This window comes from Cryptosporangium arvum DSM 44712, from assembly GCF_000585375.1.
GTDB classification, from domain to species: domain Bacteria; phylum Actinomycetota; class Actinomycetes; order Mycobacteriales; family Cryptosporangiaceae; genus Cryptosporangium; species Cryptosporangium arvum.
The window spans coordinates 3,911,139-3,927,432 of sequence record NZ_KK073874.1; the positions used below are offsets into that span (position 1 = coordinate 3,911,139).

At 71.6% G+C, this 16,294-nt stretch carries 18 protein-coding genes; 7 read left to right on the top strand and 11 right to left on the bottom strand.

All coding sequences use genetic code 11. The features are described 5' to 3' along the window. Window positions 1-16: 16 nt before the first annotated feature. The 5 genes from CRYAR_RS17420 to CRYAR_RS17435 form a co-directional block, all read right to left on the bottom strand. Window positions 17-271 carry a hypothetical protein gene (locus tag CRYAR_RS17420; protein WP_035852138.1) on the bottom strand — a complete coding sequence of 85 codons (255 nt, stop codon included), beginning with the start codon at window positions 269-271 and terminating at the stop codon, window positions 17-19. A 235-nt stretch (window positions 272-506) separates the two neighbouring features. Beyond that, the gene (locus tag CRYAR_RS47345; protein WP_157017825.1) at window positions 507-683 is read right to left on the bottom strand and encodes a hypothetical protein; all 177 of its coding nucleotides are present in this window, start codon (window positions 681-683) and stop codon (window positions 507-509) included. Window positions 684-802: 119 nt separating this feature from the next. Then, window positions 803-2,677, bottom strand: a complete 1,875-nt coding sequence (locus CRYAR_RS17425) for an AfsR/SARP family transcriptional regulator (RefSeq protein ID WP_051570486.1) — start codon at window positions 2,675-2,677, stop codon at window positions 803-805. 220 nt (window positions 2,678-2,897) lie between these two features. Further along, a complete protein-coding gene (locus CRYAR_RS17430) occupies window positions 2,898-3,143 on the bottom strand; it encodes a hypothetical protein (protein ID WP_169745051.1) in 246 nt (81 codons plus the stop codon). A gap of 31 nt (window positions 3,144-3,174) precedes the next feature. After that, window positions 3,175-3,888: a hypothetical protein gene (locus CRYAR_RS17435; RefSeq protein WP_157017827.1), complete on the bottom strand. Its 714-nt coding sequence runs from the start codon at window positions 3,886-3,888 to the stop codon at window positions 3,175-3,177. A 269-nt stretch (window positions 3,889-4,157) separates the two neighbouring features. Between CRYAR_RS17435 and CRYAR_RS17440 the strand changes: the two genes are divergently transcribed. Continuing rightward, entirely contained in the window at window positions 4,158-4,382 is a 225-nt protein-coding gene (locus tag CRYAR_RS17440; protein ID WP_157017829.1) for a hypothetical protein, read from the top strand. Window positions 4,383-4,556: 174 nt separating this feature from the next. On the opposite strand, the gene CRYAR_RS17445 is transcribed toward CRYAR_RS17440, so the two are convergent. Beyond that, on the bottom strand, window positions 4,557-5,297 hold the full coding sequence (locus tag CRYAR_RS17445) for an SDR family NAD(P)-dependent oxidoreductase (RefSeq protein ID WP_035852149.1): 741 nt from the start codon (window positions 5,295-5,297) through the stop codon (window positions 4,557-4,559). Between the two features lie 166 nt (window positions 5,298-5,463). On the opposite strand from CRYAR_RS17445, the gene CRYAR_RS17450 reads away from it, so the two are divergent. The 3 genes from CRYAR_RS17450 (at window position 5,464) to CRYAR_RS48940 (ending at window position 6,977) form a co-directional block, all read left to right on the top strand. Further along, window positions 5,464-6,372, top strand: a complete 909-nt coding sequence (locus CRYAR_RS17450; RefSeq protein ID WP_035852153.1) for a LysR family transcriptional regulator — start codon at window positions 5,464-5,466, stop codon at window positions 6,370-6,372. Between the two features lie 146 nt (window positions 6,373-6,518). Continuing rightward, on the top strand, window positions 6,519-6,743 hold the full coding sequence (locus CRYAR_RS17455; RefSeq protein ID WP_157017831.1) for a hypothetical protein: 225 nt from the start codon (window positions 6,519-6,521) through the stop codon (window positions 6,741-6,743). A gap of 87 nt (window positions 6,744-6,830) precedes the next feature. Further along, window positions 6,831-6,977 (top strand): hypothetical protein, encoded by a 147-nt coding sequence (locus CRYAR_RS48940; RefSeq protein WP_211247508.1) that lies wholly within the window; start codon window positions 6,831-6,833, stop codon window positions 6,975-6,977. A 353-nt stretch (window positions 6,978-7,330) separates the two neighbouring features. Here CRYAR_RS48940 and CRYAR_RS17460 read toward each other — a convergent pair whose 3' ends face one another. From CRYAR_RS17460 to arsM, 3 genes are read right to left on the bottom strand one after another with little or no spacing between them, the layout of a single operon-like run. Then, a complete protein-coding gene (locus tag CRYAR_RS17460) occupies window positions 7,331-7,771 on the bottom strand; it encodes an arsenate reductase ArsC (RefSeq protein WP_245620474.1) in 441 nt (146 codons plus the stop codon). Window positions 7,772-7,773: 2 nt separating this feature from the next. Then, window positions 7,774-8,577, bottom strand: coding sequence for an aquaporin (locus CRYAR_RS17465; protein ID WP_211247509.1), 804 nt, complete (start codon window positions 8,575-8,577; stop codon window positions 7,774-7,776). Further along, window positions 8,577-9,449, bottom strand: coding sequence for an arsenite methyltransferase (gene arsM / locus CRYAR_RS17470; protein ID WP_063725726.1), 873 nt, complete (start codon window positions 9,447-9,449; stop codon window positions 8,577-8,579). The genes CRYAR_RS17465 and arsM overlap by 1 nt, the downstream gene beginning before the upstream one ends. Window positions 9,450-9,542: 93 nt before the next feature. On the opposite strand from arsM, the gene CRYAR_RS17475 reads away from it, so the two are divergent. Beyond that, window positions 9,543-9,917: an ArsR/SmtB family transcription factor gene (locus CRYAR_RS17475; protein WP_035852160.1), complete on the top strand. Its 375-nt coding sequence runs from the start codon at window positions 9,543-9,545 to the stop codon at window positions 9,915-9,917. 368 nt (window positions 9,918-10,285) lie between these two features. Here the strand turns inward: CRYAR_RS17475 and CRYAR_RS17480 are convergent, their stop codons facing one another. After that, complete coding sequence (locus CRYAR_RS17480) at window positions 10,286-13,006, bottom strand: helix-turn-helix transcriptional regulator (protein WP_035852162.1); 2,721 nt, start codon at window positions 13,004-13,006, stop codon at window positions 10,286-10,288. Between the two features lie 598 nt (window positions 13,007-13,604). Between CRYAR_RS17480 and CRYAR_RS17485 the strand changes: the two genes are divergently transcribed. Continuing rightward, complete coding sequence (locus CRYAR_RS17485) at window positions 13,605-14,141, top strand: cupin domain-containing protein (RefSeq protein ID WP_035864112.1); 537 nt, start codon at window positions 13,605-13,607, stop codon at window positions 14,139-14,141. Between the two features lie 257 nt (window positions 14,142-14,398). Then, window positions 14,399-14,815 (top strand): hypothetical protein, encoded by a 417-nt coding sequence (locus CRYAR_RS17490; protein WP_157017833.1) that lies wholly within the window; start codon window positions 14,399-14,401, stop codon window positions 14,813-14,815. An 18-nt stretch (window positions 14,816-14,833) separates the two neighbouring features. Here CRYAR_RS17490 and CRYAR_RS17495 read toward each other — a convergent pair whose 3' ends face one another. After that, window positions 14,834-16,237: a threonine/serine exporter family protein gene (locus CRYAR_RS17495; protein WP_051570487.1), complete on the bottom strand. Its 1,404-nt coding sequence runs from the start codon at window positions 16,235-16,237 to the stop codon at window positions 14,834-14,836. Window positions 16,238-16,294: the final 57 nt, after the last annotated feature.

Below are 16,294 nucleotides of genomic sequence, written 5' to 3' on the forward strand. Positions count from 1 at the left end.
CCGGGTGGCGGCGTGGTCACGGGATCGGGACCGGCGTCAGCTCACCCAGCACGGCGGCAGCCGCCTCGCGGGTGCCCATGACGACGGCGATGACCCGGGACGCACCGCTGGGGAAGAAGTCCGTAGCCGTGCTTCCGACCGGCAGCACGGCGTCGTGCGGGCCCGGGACGGCGCTGACCTGGCGGAGCGTGCGGACGACCCCGAGGGTCAGCAGGAGGTTGAGCAGACCGAGCACACCCACGGCGAGGACGGCGGCGACGAGGTAGGGCACGTCAGATCCTCTCCGTCGCGGGACCCGTCCCGACCGGCGTCGACCGGTCGGAGAGGAGGTCCGCGACGTCGTCGAAGGAGATCGTGAGAACAGCGAGGACGAGGGGGCAGAAGATGGCGACGCCGACGCGCGCACCCGAGCACGAGATGGGCGCACGAACATCCGCCTCCACGGTGCGGCCGCTGCCGGCGCGCCGCCGGACCGGAACGGACCCGGTCCGGCGGCGACGGCGAACTCAGCAGGTGCCGCAGCCGCGGCACTGCTTCACGTAGCCGCCGCTGGACTGCCAGACCCAGTAGCACATCCTTCCGATGTAGGAGGACTGGCAGGAGTACTCGCAGAACGACGACGCCGCCGCCGCGGAGGTGGTCGGAACGAACAGGGACAACAGACGGTCCGCAAGCCGGGTCATGTACTGCTCCTTCGCTCGGACTGGTCGGTGAAGCCTCGCCACGATAAGCAGGCCGGCTCACCGTCAGCAATGCACAAAAGCGCAGCTCAGAGGCGTCTTCTACGCCGGTTCCACCGGAACTAAACGGGGCGCCGGCCGACCGCAGCCGTGCCGACGACCGGAGGACGGAGGAACGCCGGCCGTGCGCGGGGGGCGGTCCGTCTGGGGGGTGTGCACAGCACGGGCGTCGCGTGTTCCTTCGCGAACAGCCGGGTCAGCGTGTGGACGCGGTACCAGGGTCGCCCGTACCGGTCCACCCCGGCGGTCGCGAGCAATCGTTGATCGACCAGCGCGCGCAACGCCTCCTCCGCGCTGGCCTCGTCGAAGCCGGAGACCACGTCGGCGACCCAGCCGGGGAAACTGACGACCTCGAGCATCGCGAGCCGCTGCAGCATCAACCGGGCCCGGTCGTCGAGCAGGACCCAGCCTTTCCGGATCGCCGCCCGGACGTCGAGGTCGCGCAGGTGCAGCTCGTCCAGCCGACGGCGTTCCTCGCCCATCTTGGCGAGGAGCCAGGTGAGCGACGTCTCGGGGGTGGCCGCGGCGCGGGCCGCGACGATGCGTACGGCGAGGGGAAGCCGACCGCACAGCTCGATCAGCCGCCGCGCCGCGTGCCGCTCCGCCTCCAGACGAGCGGTGCCGACCGCCCGCTCCAGCAGGCGCCACGCCTCGTCGAACGTGAACACGTCCAGGTCGACGAGCCGGCAGCCGGCCAGGCCGGACAGGCACGTGCGACTGGTCACGACCACCGCGCATCCGGCACCACCGGGGATCAGTGTCCGCACGTCCTGCTCCCGGTGGGCGTTCTGCACCAGGAGCAGGACGCGCCGGTCGGCGACTCGGCTGCGGAGCAGCGCAGCGCATTCGTCCGCACCGTTCGGAATGACGGAATCGGGTACTCCCGACGCTCGCAGGAACCCGGCGAGCACACCGCGGAGATCCGCGATCCGTCCGGGACCCCCGTCGAGATCCGCGTAGAGCTGGCCGTCCGGATAGGCCCGGCGCAGATCGTGGGCGAGCCGGACCGCGAGCGCGCTCTTCCCGACCCCGGGCGGCCCGGAGATCGCCAACACGCGGACGGTCGTCGGATCCGCCGCATCCAGCGCCTGCCGGCCGAACCGCAGCTCCGCCTCCCGCCCGACGAAGTCCGCCAGGTCGGCGGGTGTCTGCGCGGGCGCCGTCCAGCGGTCGGCACCGTCCGGCCGGCGAGCACGGGGTGCGGGACTCATCGTCTGATCGACGTGCTCCGCCGCCAGTACATCGCGGTGCACGGCGCGCAGTTGCGGTCCGGGAACGATGCCGAACCGGTCGACGAGCCGGTCGTAGGTGACCCGGTAGGCGTCCAGTGCCTCGGCCCGCCGCCCGGTGGCGGCCAGGGCGCGCATCCACTGCCCGGCCAGCCGTTCCCGGGTCGGATGCTCGGCCACCAGCGCGCGGAGCTCCCCGAGGACCGCGCTCTGACGGTGGGCGCGCAGATCCGCTTCGATCCGCGCCTCCAGCGCCACCAGCCGCCGCTCCTCCAGGGCCGCGGCGTACGCCGCTCCGGTGCGGGTCGGCGGTACGTCCACGAGCGCCGGTCCCCGGTACAGGGCGAGCGCATCGGTCAACAGCAGCGAGGCGTCCTCCGCGTCGCCTCGCTGCAGCGCCTGGTGTCCCGCCACGCAGATCGCGTCGAAGCGGTGGACGTCGACGGCTTCCGGCGGCAGGTCGAGTCGGTAGCCACGGCCGTGCCCGACGACGCAACTCGCGCCGTCCGCCCCGAACGTCCGTCGTAGCGTCAGCACGTACCCCCGCACGAGGCTGTCGGCCGACGCCGGCGGTCCGTCGCCCCAGATCTCGGCGACGAGCCGATCGAGTGGCACGAGCTGACCGAGTTGTACGACGAGCACGGCGAGCAGCGCGCGAACCTTCGCGCCGGCGACCAGCCGCCACTCGTCACCGTTGTGGATCTCCATCGAACCAAGACAGCGACAGCGCAGAGTTGTCATTGTCGGCAATCACCCCTCCGGGGGAGTCGATGCGCAGCGTGGGGACTTGATCTGTCCTTTCCTGACGGTGAGTCGTCCGATGCCAACGCGGCGCAGTATTACTCCCCGAGTGGTCGGCGTGGGCGAGAGCAGCCGATACTGTGCCCGGAGTTGAGGGTTCCCACAGCAGTGACAACCCGGTCGGCCTTCAGCCCACGTGTGGACCGCTCACGATGCGGAGCTCAGCGGGGCGCCGGCCGGGCGACGTCACCGCGGATACCGCGTCCGTGCCCCGGGTCGTGGTGGGCGGTGCCGCGGTCACCCACGCCGTGAGCCGGTCGAGGCCGACTGCGGCCCGGTGCCCGATGACGCGGTCGTCGTGGCCCTCGGCGTGCACGAGGTCCACGGTGAGCCCTTCCGGCCGGCGGTGGGCGGGTGGACCCGGGGATCTCACTCCCGAAATCTCCGGAGGCCGGGATGCGCCGTCAGCGCGGAGCCCGGTCGGCCTCCGGGTGAACCGGCAGCGGCCGGCTCGCGATCAGGCCACGGCGGTCGGACCAGCGGAACACCCGCCGAATCGGGTTCGAGCGCGCTCCCTTGACCGACTGCCGGACATCGACGGCGCCGGAGCGGGCGTCGATGCCTTGCACGACCCACTTCGCGTTCGCCTTGAACTCCGTGGACGTCACGTAGTCGCGGACGTAGGGCCGGTAGTTGATCTTGCCGTGGTAGCCGTACACCTTCTTGAAGCTGTAGACGTAGTACCAGGTGTAGCCGACGGTGGTTTTGGTCGTCAGGCAGTTGAACTGGATCAGCTGGTCCGGCTGACCGTCCCGGGTCACATCGGCGGTGTCGACCTTGCGGACGTAGATCGAGTGGCGGCCGAGCTGGACCTTCCCGAAGTCGCTCTCGGCCGGCGTCTGCCGCTGGAACGACAGCCGCCCACCGGGGCACCTGCTGCCGTCCGGCAGGCGCGGGGTCGTCCACGGCACGTCCAGCGTCGCCTTCCGCCAGTCGAACTTCTCCGGCGAACTCGCGATCGTGAGCGACCGCTGGCCCGGCGGGGGCGCGCTCGCTGCCGTGGTCGGCGTCCCGGCCGCGGCCGCCGGGGCGCTGATCGCCGCACCTCCGGTCGCCGCGGCCACGACCGCGATCGCGGCCGCAGCAGCCCACCGGCTACGTATTGTCCTGCTGGTCATCTCGGTTCTCCCCGTTCCCACCGGATCGTCCGGTGACATCGGAGAGCATGCGCACGGCGTCGGGCGCCTCGCCATTCGTCGTCGGCTGTCTGACAGGCACGCAACGGAACGACACCCGCTCGGTGGCGGAGCGGACGGTGCGTGCTGGGCCTGTCGGCCTCGTAAGAGGGACCCCTGGGCCTGGTGCGTGCCGTCGCTACGATCCTGATCGGACGGCCGACGGCCGAACGTTCGACTCCACGGGGAGTTGTGAAGACAAGGAGACGTCCGTGAAGCGATGGATCGCACGACTAGCCGTTCCGGTGATGATCGGCGGCGCGACGCTGGGGATCGCGGCCCCGGCCTCGGCGGGACAGTGGGTGTCAGGCGGGCACTACGAGTACCTCAGCGGGTGTCTCAACGTCGGAGCCGCTCGGTACGCGCACGGGCTCTACGAGAGGTACGCCTGCGAGCGTGACTCGCCGGGATATCTGCTTCGGGGCTACATCGCCTGAGTCATCCCCGGGCGCCGCGGTCTTACCGGCCGCGGCGCCCACGCCTTCACTTCGACCCACAGCTCGTTGAGCCCACGCAGCCAGTAACGGTGCATCCGAGCGTTCTCCGTGGTTCGCCGAGCCGGTGCGTCGGTGGTCCGGGGATGCCGTGGACCGGCGACTCGTAGCGCCGCGCTACAGGATGGTTCGTCCACCGTCGACGGCCAGCGTCGCCCCGGTGATGTAGCTGGCCCTGGGCGAGGCCAGGAACGCCACCGCCTCCGCGATCTCGTGGGGTTGAGCGGCGCGGCCGAGGACGCTGTTCTTCGTTCCGATGGCCTCGACGGTTTCCCGCCCGCTGGCGTTCACGACGCCATCCGAGAGGAAGGTTCCGGGTGCGACGGTGTTGAAGCGGACACCCGACGCCGCGAACTCCTTCGCCCAGGTACGGGTGAAGGATTCCATCGCGGCCTTGGTGCCGCTGTACACCCCGAGGCCGGGTTCGGCCTGCCGGACCGCGTGGGTGGAGATGTTCACGACGCTGCCGCCTCCCCGCTCGATCATCGTCGGCAGCAGCGCCTTGGTCAGGAAGTACGGCGCTCGTACGTTCACCGCGAACAGCAGGTCGAAGGGCTCGGTCTCCTGCTCGAGGGTGTGCGCTGCGGGAAAGATGCCGGCGTTGTTGACGAGAACGTCGACGGGGCCCGCGGCCTCGGCCAGGCCCTGGACCGAGGCGGAATCGGCCAGGTCGGCCCGGACGAAGCGCGCGGTGCCTCCGGCTGCCTCGATCTCGCGCACGACGGTGCTCCCGCGTTCGCTGTCGCGCCCGGAGACGATCACCGATGCGCCTCGTTCGGCGAGCAGCCGCGCCGTCGCGCGCCCGGCGCCGTTGGTGGTGGAGCCGGTCACCAGCGCGACGAGATTCTCGAAATCCATAGGATTTTCCCCCTGTAGTAATGGACGTTTCTCCCGGTGGCGCCGGCCGGTGGGAGGAGAGCTCCGCAACCGCGAGCCACGCTATGAGGGGACAGCCATAGAATCAAATAATCGAATACGATGATCTATATAAGTGTTCTCTATGTCAGTTCGGAGCAGTGGGCACGTGAACCTGCGGCAGTACGAATACGCCCTGACCGTCGCCGAAGAAGGCTCCATGACGGCGGCAGCGGAGCGCCTGCGCGTATCGCAACCGTCCTTGTCGCAGCAGATCGGCGCTCTGGAGAAGCACCTGGGCGTTCGGCTGTTCACCCGCACCCCGAGCGGAATGGCGGTGACGGTCGCCGGGCGGGCTTTCCTCGCGGAGGCGAGGATCGCGACCACCGCATCCCGCCGGGCACTCGCGGCAGCCCGCGCGGCCGACGGAGATCTGGCCGGCGAACTCATCATCGCGGTGCACATGGGTCTGGGTGCGCGCCAGCTGCCCCGGGCGCTGGGGCGACTGCGTCAGCGCTACCCGAAGCTCCGGGTGACCCTCCACGAGGAGCCCGATCCCACGGAGATGGAGCGACTGGCCCGGGAGGGCACCCTGGACGCCATTCTCGTGCACCGGATCCCCGCCGGGTGCACGTTCGACACCCATGTGCTGGGCGAGGAGTCCTACGTCGCCGTGCTGCCGGACGGGCATCCGAAGCTGGCCGGCGGGACGGCCCTGAGCCTCGACGATCTGGTGACGGAGGGATGGGTGCGATTCCGCCGAACGAGCAAGCTCGACGACTATCTCGCCCGACTGCTCGACGACACGGGAACCAGCCCGACCATCGTGGCCAGCGCCTCGCAGATCACCACCGCGGTGCGACTCGCGGCGCAAGGCCTCGGCGTCACCGTGGTCCCGGCCTCGGCCGTCCCCGAAGGCCTCGAAAGGCTGGCCCGTCCTCTTCTGCCGCCGCTCACCGAGCCGGTTCTGCTCGGGTTGCGGCGCCACCCGGGGCCGGCGGAGAAGGTGCTGCTCGACCACCTCCGCCAGGAGGACTGGCGCGGCGTGGACGTCCCTGCCCCACCGGCGTCGACCTGACCTGCGCGGGCGAGGTCGCGATCGCCGAGGCCGGCACCCGCCTGGTCATCGCGGTCGGCGACGCGCAGCCGGGCCGGACGCCACCGGGAGTCGCTCCGCACGGACGTTCTCGGGGCCACTGTCGGTTTGCGTTACGGTGGTGCCCCGTGAAGCGACAGCGGGTGGGCTCCTCGCTCGTGGAGGACGTGCAGGCCGAGCCGCGGGAAGAGGTTCTGCCGGGGTTGCACTCCCTGCCCGATGCCGTCCGGGACTCCGTGGTCGCCGCCTACCAGCGCGCCCTCACCCCGGTGTTCCTCTACCTGGTACCGCTGTTCGCCGTCGGTGTCGTGCTGGCCCTTCCTTTGCCGGAGAAGGAGCTCGCGGACACCTGATGTGCCGACCACCCGCATGCGTCGAAGGGGTGATCGCGCCCTGACCTGACCCGGGTTCCCCGGTCGTGTGGCGGCGGGACGCCGGTAGTGTTCCCGGATCGTGGAGTCGACCTGGTGGACGTGCTCGGCCGCGTTCGGGGCAGATCTGCTGATCGCGGTGGTGACCTCGCCGGCGGGGGTGTCGGGGCGGTCTTCCTGCTGCCGGTGCGGCTGAGCGTGTTGCCGGTGCGGTGACTCCGACGAATTCGTTGTTCAACGTGGTGGCCGGGCCGGGTGCGCTGTGGCGGTATGCCCGTACCGGGCAGCTGCGCGGCCGGTTGACCCGGCAGTTGCCCTGGTCTCTGGCGGTGTTTCCGGACGGTGCGACGCCGACCGGCGACTCCGAGGCGGGAGTGGCCCGGTGCGGTGATCACCGGGCTGGCGCCCCGTACTGGGAGCTCGGGCTGCTCGCCGGCGCCGGCGGACTGGTCGGCGGGTACGCCGGGTCCGGCTGCAGCCGAGGCTCCCGAGACGCTGCTGCGGGTCCTGCTGGGCGTCGTCGCGACTGGTACCGGTCTGCTGTACCTGGTCCGGTGAGCCGCCGGATGTCAGCGGCGAGTCAGGTCGGTGAGCAGGGTCTCGACGTGGCCGCGGATCTCGTCGCGGATTTTCCGGACGACGCCGACGTCCTGGCCGGCGGGGTCGGTGAGGTTCCAGTCTTCGTAGCGTTTGCCGGGGAACACGGGGCAGGCGTCGCCGCAGCCCATGGTGATGACGACGTCGGAGGCTCGGACGTCGTCGACGGTGAGGATCGTGGGTTTCTGGTCGGTGAGGTCGATGCCGACCTCGCGCATCGCCTCGACCGCGGCGGGGTTGATCGTCTCGGCGGGCGCCGACCCGGCTGACCGGACCTCGACGGTGTCACCGGCCAGGTGGGTGAGCCATCCGGCGGCCATCTGGGAGCGCCCGGCATTGTGGACGCAGACGAACAGAACGCTGGGCTTGCCGCCCAGTGCGGTCTCCGCGCCGGTCGACGGCATTTCGGTCATCGTCAGTTCCTCTCGGGGAGCACGGTGCGGTTTTCCGTGATGTCGTCGTGGTGCGTGACGAAAGGGTCGTCGTCCACGATGTTCCTGCCGGTGGGGTAGAGCGCGGCGACGAGGCCGACGGCCAGGACGAGGCCGAGGAGTTGGGCGGCGACGAAGGCCGGGACCGAGGCGGGCGCGATGCCGGCGACGGTGTCGCTGAACGCGCGGCCGATCGTGACGGCGGGGTTCGCGAAGCTGGTGGAGGAGGTGAACCAGTAGGCGCCGCCGATCCACGCCGCGACCGCGGCCGGGGCGAGGGCGGTGCGGTGCGAGTAGGTCAGTGCGGCGATGAGCAGGAGCAGCCCGGTGGTGGCGACGATCTCGCCGAGCCAGAGCGGCCCGCCGGTCCGGTCGTGCGAGGCCGCGGTGACCGCCGGGAGGCCGAACATGGTGTTGGCCAGGATCGCGCCGCCGATCGCGCCGAGGACCTGCGCGGCGGTATAGACGGCCAGCTCGGACGGGCGCAGGCCGGTCCCGGTCCGGCGGCCCAGCCACCAGTCCGCCGCGGAGACCACCGGATTGAAGTGCGCGCCGGACACCGGCCCGAACATCAGGATCAGCGCCGCCAGCGCGAACACCGTCGCCAGCGAGTTGGCCAGCAACTGCAACCCCGGCTGCCCCGGGGCCAGCCGGACGGCCATGATCCCCGACCCGATCACGGCGGTGACCAGCAGACCGGTGCCGAGGAACTCCGCGAGTAGCCGACGGCTCAGTTCCACCCCGGCGGTGGGCGCGGGGCGGATCTGCGGGGCGGGATCAGCTGCCACTAGCAGCAGCCGCCGGACGACCGGTCCGTCGTCCGACCGGTCGCGGTGAGTTCGGTCGCGGTGAGTTCGGTCGCGGTGAGATCGGCCGCTGGGGCGGTGGGTTTGGTGGCGCGGATGATCGCGCCGTGCAGCCCGTCCCCGGCTTCGTGGGTGAACGCCACGCTGGCGTCGGTGAAACCGGCCGCGGCCAGGCCGTCGAGGTACTCGGTGCGGGAGAGCGCCCCGGCGATGCAGCCGACGTAGCTGCCGCGTTCGGCCCGGTCGGCCGCGCTGAGGTGGTCCTCGGCGACGACGTCGCTGATCCCGATCCGCCCGCCCGGGGCGAGCACCCGGAACATCTCGGCCAGCACCGCGCTCTTGTCGGTGGACAGGTTGATCACGCAGTTGGAGATCACCACGTCGATCGAGCCGGCCGGCAGCGGGATCGCCTCGATCTGGCCCTTGAGGAACTCGACGTTCGTCGCTCCGGCTTTCGCCGCGTTCGCGCGGGCCAGCGCGAGCATCTCGTCGGTCATGTCCAGACCGAACGCCCGGCCGGTCGGCCCGACCCGGCGGGCGGAGAGCAGCACGTCGATGCCGCCACCGGACCCGAGGTCCAGGACGCGTTCGCCGGGTTCGAGGTCAGCGACCGCGAGCGGGTTGCCGCAGCCCAGCGACGCCGCGACGGCCTCGGCGGGCAGACCGTCGGTGTCGTCGCCGTAGAGGCCGGCACCGAACCGCTCGTCGATCTCCAACGCCTCCGGCGGCCCGCTCCGGTCGCTCGGGCCGCAACACGACGCGTCGTCGGTCGCCCCGTCGAGAACCGTCAGCGCCGCCTGGGCGTAGCGGTCGCGGACCTGCTCGCGCAGGGCGTTCTGCGTGTCGTCGCTCATGACACCATCCATCCGTAGATATTGATGACCGTCGATGTGTGCCACTGTTGCTGATCCATCGACACTCGTCAATGCCTGAGGCAGACTGGGGTCATGGCGACCTCTCCGGTGACCGCGCCGACCCGCCCGGACGCGACCTCCGACGCGGCGTTGTGCTGCGCCCCGATCACCGGGACGCCGCTGTCCGCGTCGGAAGCGGACCAGCTCGCGGCGCTGCTCAAAGCCATCGCCGAGCCCACCCGGTTGCGGCTGTTGTCGCTGGTGGCCGCGCACGAGGGCGGCGAAGCGTGCGTCTGCGACCTGACCGACCCGGTCGGGCTCTCGCAGCCAACGGTGTCCCATCACCTCAAGGTCCTGGTCGATGCCGGTCTGCTGACCCGGGAGAAGCGCGGCGTCTGGGCGTACTACCGCCTCGTGCCCGGTCGGCTGTCCCAGATCAGCCAGGCACTGTCGGTGGCCTGCTGCTAGGCCGCGTCCTGCGGCTCCGCCCATCGAGATTCGCAGGACACCACCTAGCCAGGGGCTGGTGCTCGCGGGAACGGTGATCGCAACGCGGTCGATGGCGGCGCCGTCAGCGCGCGGCGATTCCGGCCGGGCCCGAGGCGGCGACGGAACACAGCGGAGGGCCGGGCCCGCTGCCGGGATCTCGGCAAGCGACGGCCGAGGTCGGGGCGGCGCTCCGCGCGAGGCGGAGTCGGAGGCCGCGCGCGCCGCACCCTGGGCTCACCCGGGATTTTAACGGTCGTCTCAGATTCGCTCGGTGCGAGATGTAGCTCGTACCTCGGAGGCTCGCGATGGCCGTCGACGCCGCGCCGTCACGCGAGCGTCACCGTTTCTCATAAGTGGTTGAGGGCGTCGCGCAGGCCGGCCCGGGAGGTCACGCCCAGTTTGGGGAAGACGCGGTAGAGATGAGCGCCGACCGTGCGGTGGGACAGGTAGAGGCGCTGAGCGATCTGTTTATTGGTCAGGCCGGCGGCGGCCAGGTTGGCGATCTCCATTTCCTGGGTGGTCAGGGCGGCCGGCGGTCGGTCGGCGGCCGTCGGCCGGTGTCCGGCGGCGCGCAGTTCCCCGACGGTCCGGTCCAGCCACGGTTCGGCGCCTATCGCGGCGAAACCGGTTCGGGCCGCCAGCAGATGCGTGCCGGCGCGGCTGTACTCCTTGCGCCGGCGCAGCTTTTCGGCGAACACGAGCCGGATGCGTGACGAATCGAAGAGCCAGCGCTCGGTGGCGGGGTCGGCCAACGCCTGCTCGAGCCGGTCGCCGGCCTCGTCGTCGAGGACGAGCGCGTCGACGCCGTGCTGGATCAGCCGCATGCGGGTGGACAGCGCGGCGACGTCCGCGGTGCGCATGGCCTCGGCGTGGGCCCGCGCCTCGGCCGTCCGGCCGGTGCGCTGAGCGGCCTCGACCACGTCGAGCATCACCCACATGGCGGTCGGCGCGTACGGCGCCAGCACGCCGGCCGGGCTGATGGTTGTCGCGTGCCGGTAGGCGGCCTCGAAGTCGCCCGCGGCCGCGGCGGCCAGCGTGCGGGGGAGATGTGCGACGGCCAGCATCGCCGCGACGCCGCGCGGCGCCGCCCAGTGAGTGATCTCGTCGGCCAGGTCGTACGCCTCGCCGAACCGCCCCCGGCCGGCGGCGACGACGGCCCGGTTCAGCAGGAAGTACCACCGCAGGAAGGGAAGCCCGCTCTCGTCCGCGACGCGCTCACCTTCGGCGGCGAGTTCTTCGACCTCGTCCCAGCGCCCGGTGTAGTAGTCGTCCTCGCAGAGGTGCATCAGCCCGCTCACCTGCCACTGGGGCGCGCCGCCTTCGCGGCCCTGACGCACGAGCCGCCACGAATGCTCGCGAAGGTCGCCCAGCCGGCTGAGGTGAGCCGAGGCGGTACCCGTGCGAACGATCCGGGTCAGGTCCGTCTCGCCGGGCAGGGCCGCGATCAGTGCCTCGAGATCGGGCAGGGCCGCCGCAGCGGTGCGAACGGGGTCGGTGAAGGTCCGGCTCAGCACCGACAGGAGGTCGCCCGGTTCCGGCTGGAGCCTGGCCAGCAGGCGGTGGAAGGTGGCCCAGTGATCGGGACTGCTCGCGAACGAGGAGAGCAGCAGCAGGGTGTGCATGGCTTCGTCGAGGGCCTGGTCGTCGGCCCGCCAGCCGTGTTCGCCGGTCTCGATGGCCCCGGCGAGCAGGCGGTGCGCGGTGCGGACGTCGCCGTCACCGTTGATCATCAACAGGGCGGTCGCGTTGGCGGCGTGCAGCGCACCGGCGGGGCCCTGGCTCATCGACCGCGCGTCGGCCAGCAACGTCGTGGCGTCGCCGGCGACGCCGGCTTCCGCGCCGGTGTACGCGGCCTCGGCCAGCCGTCGGGCCGCGTCCTCGGGCGTGCTGCTCATTTCGGCAGCGCGTACGAGCGCGGCGACGGCACCGAAGGCGTCGCCGCGACGCAACACCACGTGCGCGGCCTCTTCGAGCTCCGCGGCGACCACCTCGTCCGGGCCGACTGTGGCCGCGGCGAGATGCCAGGCGCGGCGCTCCGGGTCGCCCGGCAGCGCGGCGGCGATGGCTTGGTGGGCCTGTTGACGCTCCTCGGAGGTCGACATCGCGACGATTGCCGACTGGATCAGCGGGTGGCCGAAGACGATGCGCCCGCCGGCGTCGTTGACGCGCACGAGCTGGGCCCGATCGGCGGCGGCGAGGGGGGCCAGGTCGGCCAGGCCGCGCAGGGTGCGCAGGTCACCGCTTCCTTCGAACGTGGCGAGCAGGAGCAGCAGGCGAGTGGACTCGGGCAGACCCGCGATGCGGGTGGCGAAGATGGTCTGCAGCCGGTCGCTGAGCGGCACCACGTCGGCCGGCGGGGTGGAGTCGGTGAGGCTACCCGGCAGTTCCAGCAAGGCCAGCGGGTTGCCTTGGGCGAGGTCGAGCAGGCGCTGCCGCACGCGGTCGGTCAGGGCCGGGAAACGTGTATCGACCAGCCGGGCGGAAGCCTCGTCGCTCAGGGGGTCGACGGTGACCTCGGTCAGGCCGCGCGAGTCGAGGAAGCTTTCCGTCCCGGTGCGCGAGGCGGCGATGACGCCGACGGGCGTTCCCCGTACGCGTCGGGCGACGAACCCGAGCACGACGGCACTGGGCCGGTCGACCCATTGGACGTCGTCGACGATGAGGAGCGCGGGCTTCTTCTTGGCGACGGTCGTGAGCAGCATCAGGGCGGCGTTGCACACGAGCAGGGCGGCGGGCGCCGGGCCGGAACCGAAGCCGAGAGCGACGGTGAGGGCGTCGCGCAGCGCCGGCGGCAGCTTCTGCATGTCGGTGTACAGCGGCAGCAGCAGTTGGTTCAGCAGTGAGTAGCTGATCTCCGCCTCGAACTCGGAGCCGTTCGCCGGCAGCACCCGCATGCCTTCGGCGTCAGCAAGATCCGCGGCCGCGGCCAACAGCGCCGATTTGCCGACGCCGGGCTCGCCTCGGACCATGCGCATGTCACCGCCGTGGCGGATCGACTGCAGAAAGCGGCGGATGTTGGCCAGCTCGACCTCGCGGCCGAACAACGTCTCCAGCTCGGCGTGCGGCATGCAATATATTGCACTCGGCGGAGCGGGCCGGTGTCAATGCTCGGCGCGGCCGGTGCCTTCGTGGCATGCACGAATTTGCCGGAAACGGGCTCCGTCCGGCGTTGGCGGCGCAGCACGGCCGCTGCTCTTGGTGGAAGGAGCGGACCGGGCGGGCCGCGAACGCCGCGCCGCGCCCCGGACCGCTGTCCGCCGGTAGCGTCAGCCGCCATGAACTGCGGTTTCCCCCATGCGGCCGATCGAGCGCCTGATCGTTCACCGGTCCCGGCCGGGCCGGGCGACGGTCGCGGGACGACTCCGCCACGGCCACGGCGACCGGTCCGACCGCGCCGCGAGGCGCAGCTACCGGGCCGACGCCGTGCACGAGAAGCCGACGGGATCGGGCCGATCGGGCACGGCCGCCTGGGCTCGAGGCCCGGGCGAACGGGCGCTACCGGCCAGACCCTCGGCCCGGCCGGTGCGGGCCGCGACGCGGCTGGCCGCGGCGATGGTCGTCAGGCGAGACCTCGTCGCCGCGCTCGACGGCGGGCGACTGAACTCGGAGCCGCCCCGCCCGTCTGTGGGGGCGAACCGGAGCACCACAACGAGAGCGGTGATCTGCATGAACCCGCAAGTACCGATTCCCGGGCCCGACGACCCCATCTGGACCGCCGCCCGGGGGTTCGTCGTTCGTCGGAAGGAGGGACCGCTGAAACTCCTCAACGGCGGACAGGAACAGGGCCGCGTCAAAGTCACCGGAGATCGCACGGACGGCCGACTTGGCCTGCTCGAGCTGTACGTCGCACCGGGATTCGGCAACATCGCCCATGCCCACGGCGACGAGGACGAGGCGTTCTACGTCGAGTCGGGTGAGTTCCGCTTCGTCAACGGCTCGACCCAGGTCGACGCCGGTCCCGGAGACTTCGTCTACATACCCCGTGGCACCCGGCACGCGTTCAAGAACATGACCGACGACACCGGCACGCTGCTGGTGTTCTACACGCCGGCCGGTCCCGAACAGTTCTTCCTGGACTACGGCGACGATCCCGACCCGACGGGTGCGATGCCGCCGGCCTGGACGCCCGAGCGGATCGCCGCGATCGTCGCCGAGCAGGATCCCCACAAGGTGATCCCGCTCCCCGGCCCGGACTGGGACTGAGAACCGCGCCCCCGGGCCGTGCGCCGCCGATCGATCGGCACGGCGCGTGAGCTCGGGGGCGATGTCACCGTCATCCTCTCCGGAGGGTCGGTACCGAGCCGGTCCCCGGAGCCCCGGCGGCGTTGGCGGAGCTGCGAACCGGGGGGCCGATCCGGCGGGTGCGGCTGGGAAGTAGGAAGAATCCCGAGCCCGCCCTGGCGGCTCTGAAAGCGGCCGGTTTCACCTCGCACAAGGTGGGTGAGGGCTTCGGAGGCTCCATGCTGTTCTCCGATCCGCCGGACCACACCCGCCTGCGTCGACTCGTGACCCCGGTGTTCAGCGGCCGCCGCATCGCCCTGCTGGCCGGCCGGATCGAAGCGATCGCGGACGAGCTTCTCGACGCGATGGCGTCGCGGGACGAGGTGGATCTGGTGGAGGCGCACTGCGCGCCGTTGCCGATGACCGTCATCTGCGAGTTGCTCGGCGTGCCGGTTCGCCGCCGAGGACCTCGAGCTCGGCGGCGTACGCATCCGCCAAGGCGACGTGGTGGTCGTCTACCTGGGTGCGGCCAGCCGGGACGCACCTCCCTCCTGCGACGTTTTCCCGGGCTGCGCCCGGCGGTCCCGCTTTCCGACGTGCCGTGGATCCCGGCCGGAATGATGCGCGGACCCCTGCGTCTGCCCGTTCGCCGGTGAGGGTGGGCCGCCGCACCGTCAGCGGGGGAGGTGATCCTTGGTGCGGGGGCGAGCTCGTCGACGGGTGGGCGCCGGACGTGCGATGAGGTCGCCGAGCGCCACACCCGCCGCGACGGCCAGCCCGATGGAGAGGGCTAGCACGAGGGTCACCAAGCCGCTCACCACGTCGTCGCCGGCCAGTTGGTAGAAGCCCCGGTAGGCGGTCAGGCCCGGGAGGAGGGGAATGATCCCGGACAGCACGATCACCTGCGTGCGCCGGCCGGAACCCCGCCGGGACAGACCCGTCGCGAGGCCGACGACCGTGGCCGCCACACCACTGGCGGCCACGGGGCCGACGTCAGTGAGCATGATGACGGCGGCATAGGCCGCCCACGCCGTTCCTCCGACGACGAAGGCGGCCGGTAGGGAACGCAGCGGTGCATAGCCGGCCAGCGCGAACAGGGCCGCGGACAGCGCCGCGGCGACGGTGGTGAGGACGAAGCCGGCCATGTCGGCCCGGAGCGGCTCGGCCGGGTCGAGGTCGAGGTCGAACACGAGGCCCAGCTTGAGGCCGAGGATGACGCCGACCAGCAGCCCGGCCGACAGCAGCGTGATCTCCGCCGCGCGGCCGGCCGCCGTCACGTAGAAGCCGGAGATGGCGTCCTGAACCGTTCCCACCAACGTCAAGCCCGACAGCAGGGCGGTGAGGCCGGCCGCGATGACCAGTGACGGCTGGGTGTCGCCGGGCAGAGCGCCGGCCGCGAGCAGGCCGAGCGTCGCGACGGTCGACATCAGGGCGCCGGTGACCTGCAGGAAGAACGGCGCGACGTCCCGGCGCTGGAGGACGACCCCGAGGCGGTCGATGAGTGCGGTCACCGCGAAGGCCGTCGCCGCGATGACCGCCGAGCCGCCGAGCAGCACCGCCACCGCGGCGGCCAGCCCGGCCAGCCCCGCGGTGGCGACCCAGCGTGGGTACGGATGCCGGGCGTTCACCGCCTCGCTCACGGCGGCCACGGCGGCCGGGACGGTCATCCGCGATCGTGTCACCTGGTCGACGATGCCGGTGATCAGGGCGATGCGCGTCAGGTCGGTGGTGCCGTAGGTGGCGAGCCGCATCGTGGTCACCGGCGCGGCCACGTTGCCCCGGTGAAAGCACATCGTGATCGCGTTGAACGTGATGTCGACGTCGACCGTCGGCAAACCGCACGCGGCCGCCAGCCCGGTCATCGTGGCCGAGGTCTCACCGACTGGTTCGCCGGTGGACAGCAACACCTCGCCGACCTGTATGCAGAGGTCGAGGACCTCGAGCACCTGGGCGTCCGTCGGCACGTCCGGCCCGAGGTGGCGCAGCAGCTCGACGGTGGGCTCGCCGCCGCGCAGCAGGACCTGCGCTTCACGCGCGACGGCGCCGCGGGCCCACCGGACGAGGGATCCGGGTCGCATGTGTCGTCCTCTCCTCGTCCCGGCCGGCCGGCCGGATCCGCGCCGCCAGGTCTACCT

Bases quoted from the DNA above. Each gene is read 5' to 3' on its own strand.
- CRYAR_RS17475 (WP_035852160.1), top strand. From the start codon at position 9,543: ATGGCGACCTCTCCGGTGACCGCGCCGACCCGCCCGGACGCGACCTCC.
- CRYAR_RS17435 (WP_157017827.1), bottom strand. From the start codon at position 3,888: ATGACCAGCAGGACAATACGTAGCCGGTGGGCTGCTGCGGCCGCGATC.
- CRYAR_RS17480 (WP_035852162.1), bottom strand. From the start codon at position 13,006: ATGCCGCACGCCGAGCTGGAGACGTTGTTCGGCCGCGAGGTCGAGCTG.
- CRYAR_RS17490 (WP_157017833.1), top strand. From the start codon at position 14,399: ATGCTGTTCTCCGATCCGCCGGACCACACCCGCCTGCGTCGACTCGTG.
- CRYAR_RS17425 (WP_051570486.1), bottom strand. From the start codon at position 2,677: ATGGAGATCCACAACGGTGACGAGTGGCGGCTGGTCGCCGGCGCGAAG.
- CRYAR_RS47345 (WP_157017825.1), bottom strand. From the start codon at position 683: ATGACCCGGCTTGCGGACCGTCTGTTGTCCCTGTTCGTTCCGACCACC.
- CRYAR_RS17495 (WP_051570487.1), bottom strand. From the start codon at position 16,237: ATGCGACCCGGATCCCTCGTCCGGTGGGCCCGCGGCGCCGTCGCGCGT.
- arsM (WP_063725726.1), bottom strand. From the start codon at position 9,449: ATGAGCGACGACACGCAGAACGCCCTGCGCGAGCAGGTCCGCGACCGC.
- CRYAR_RS17485 (WP_035864112.1), top strand. From the start codon at position 13,605: ATGAACCCGCAAGTACCGATTCCCGGGCCCGACGACCCCATCTGGACC.
- CRYAR_RS17445 (WP_035852149.1), bottom strand. From the start codon at position 5,297: ATGGATTTCGAGAATCTCGTCGCGCTGGTGACCGGCTCCACCACCAAC.
- CRYAR_RS17460 (WP_245620474.1), bottom strand. From the start codon at position 7,771: ATGACCGAAATGCCGTCGACCGGCGCGGAGACCGCACTGGGCGGCAAG.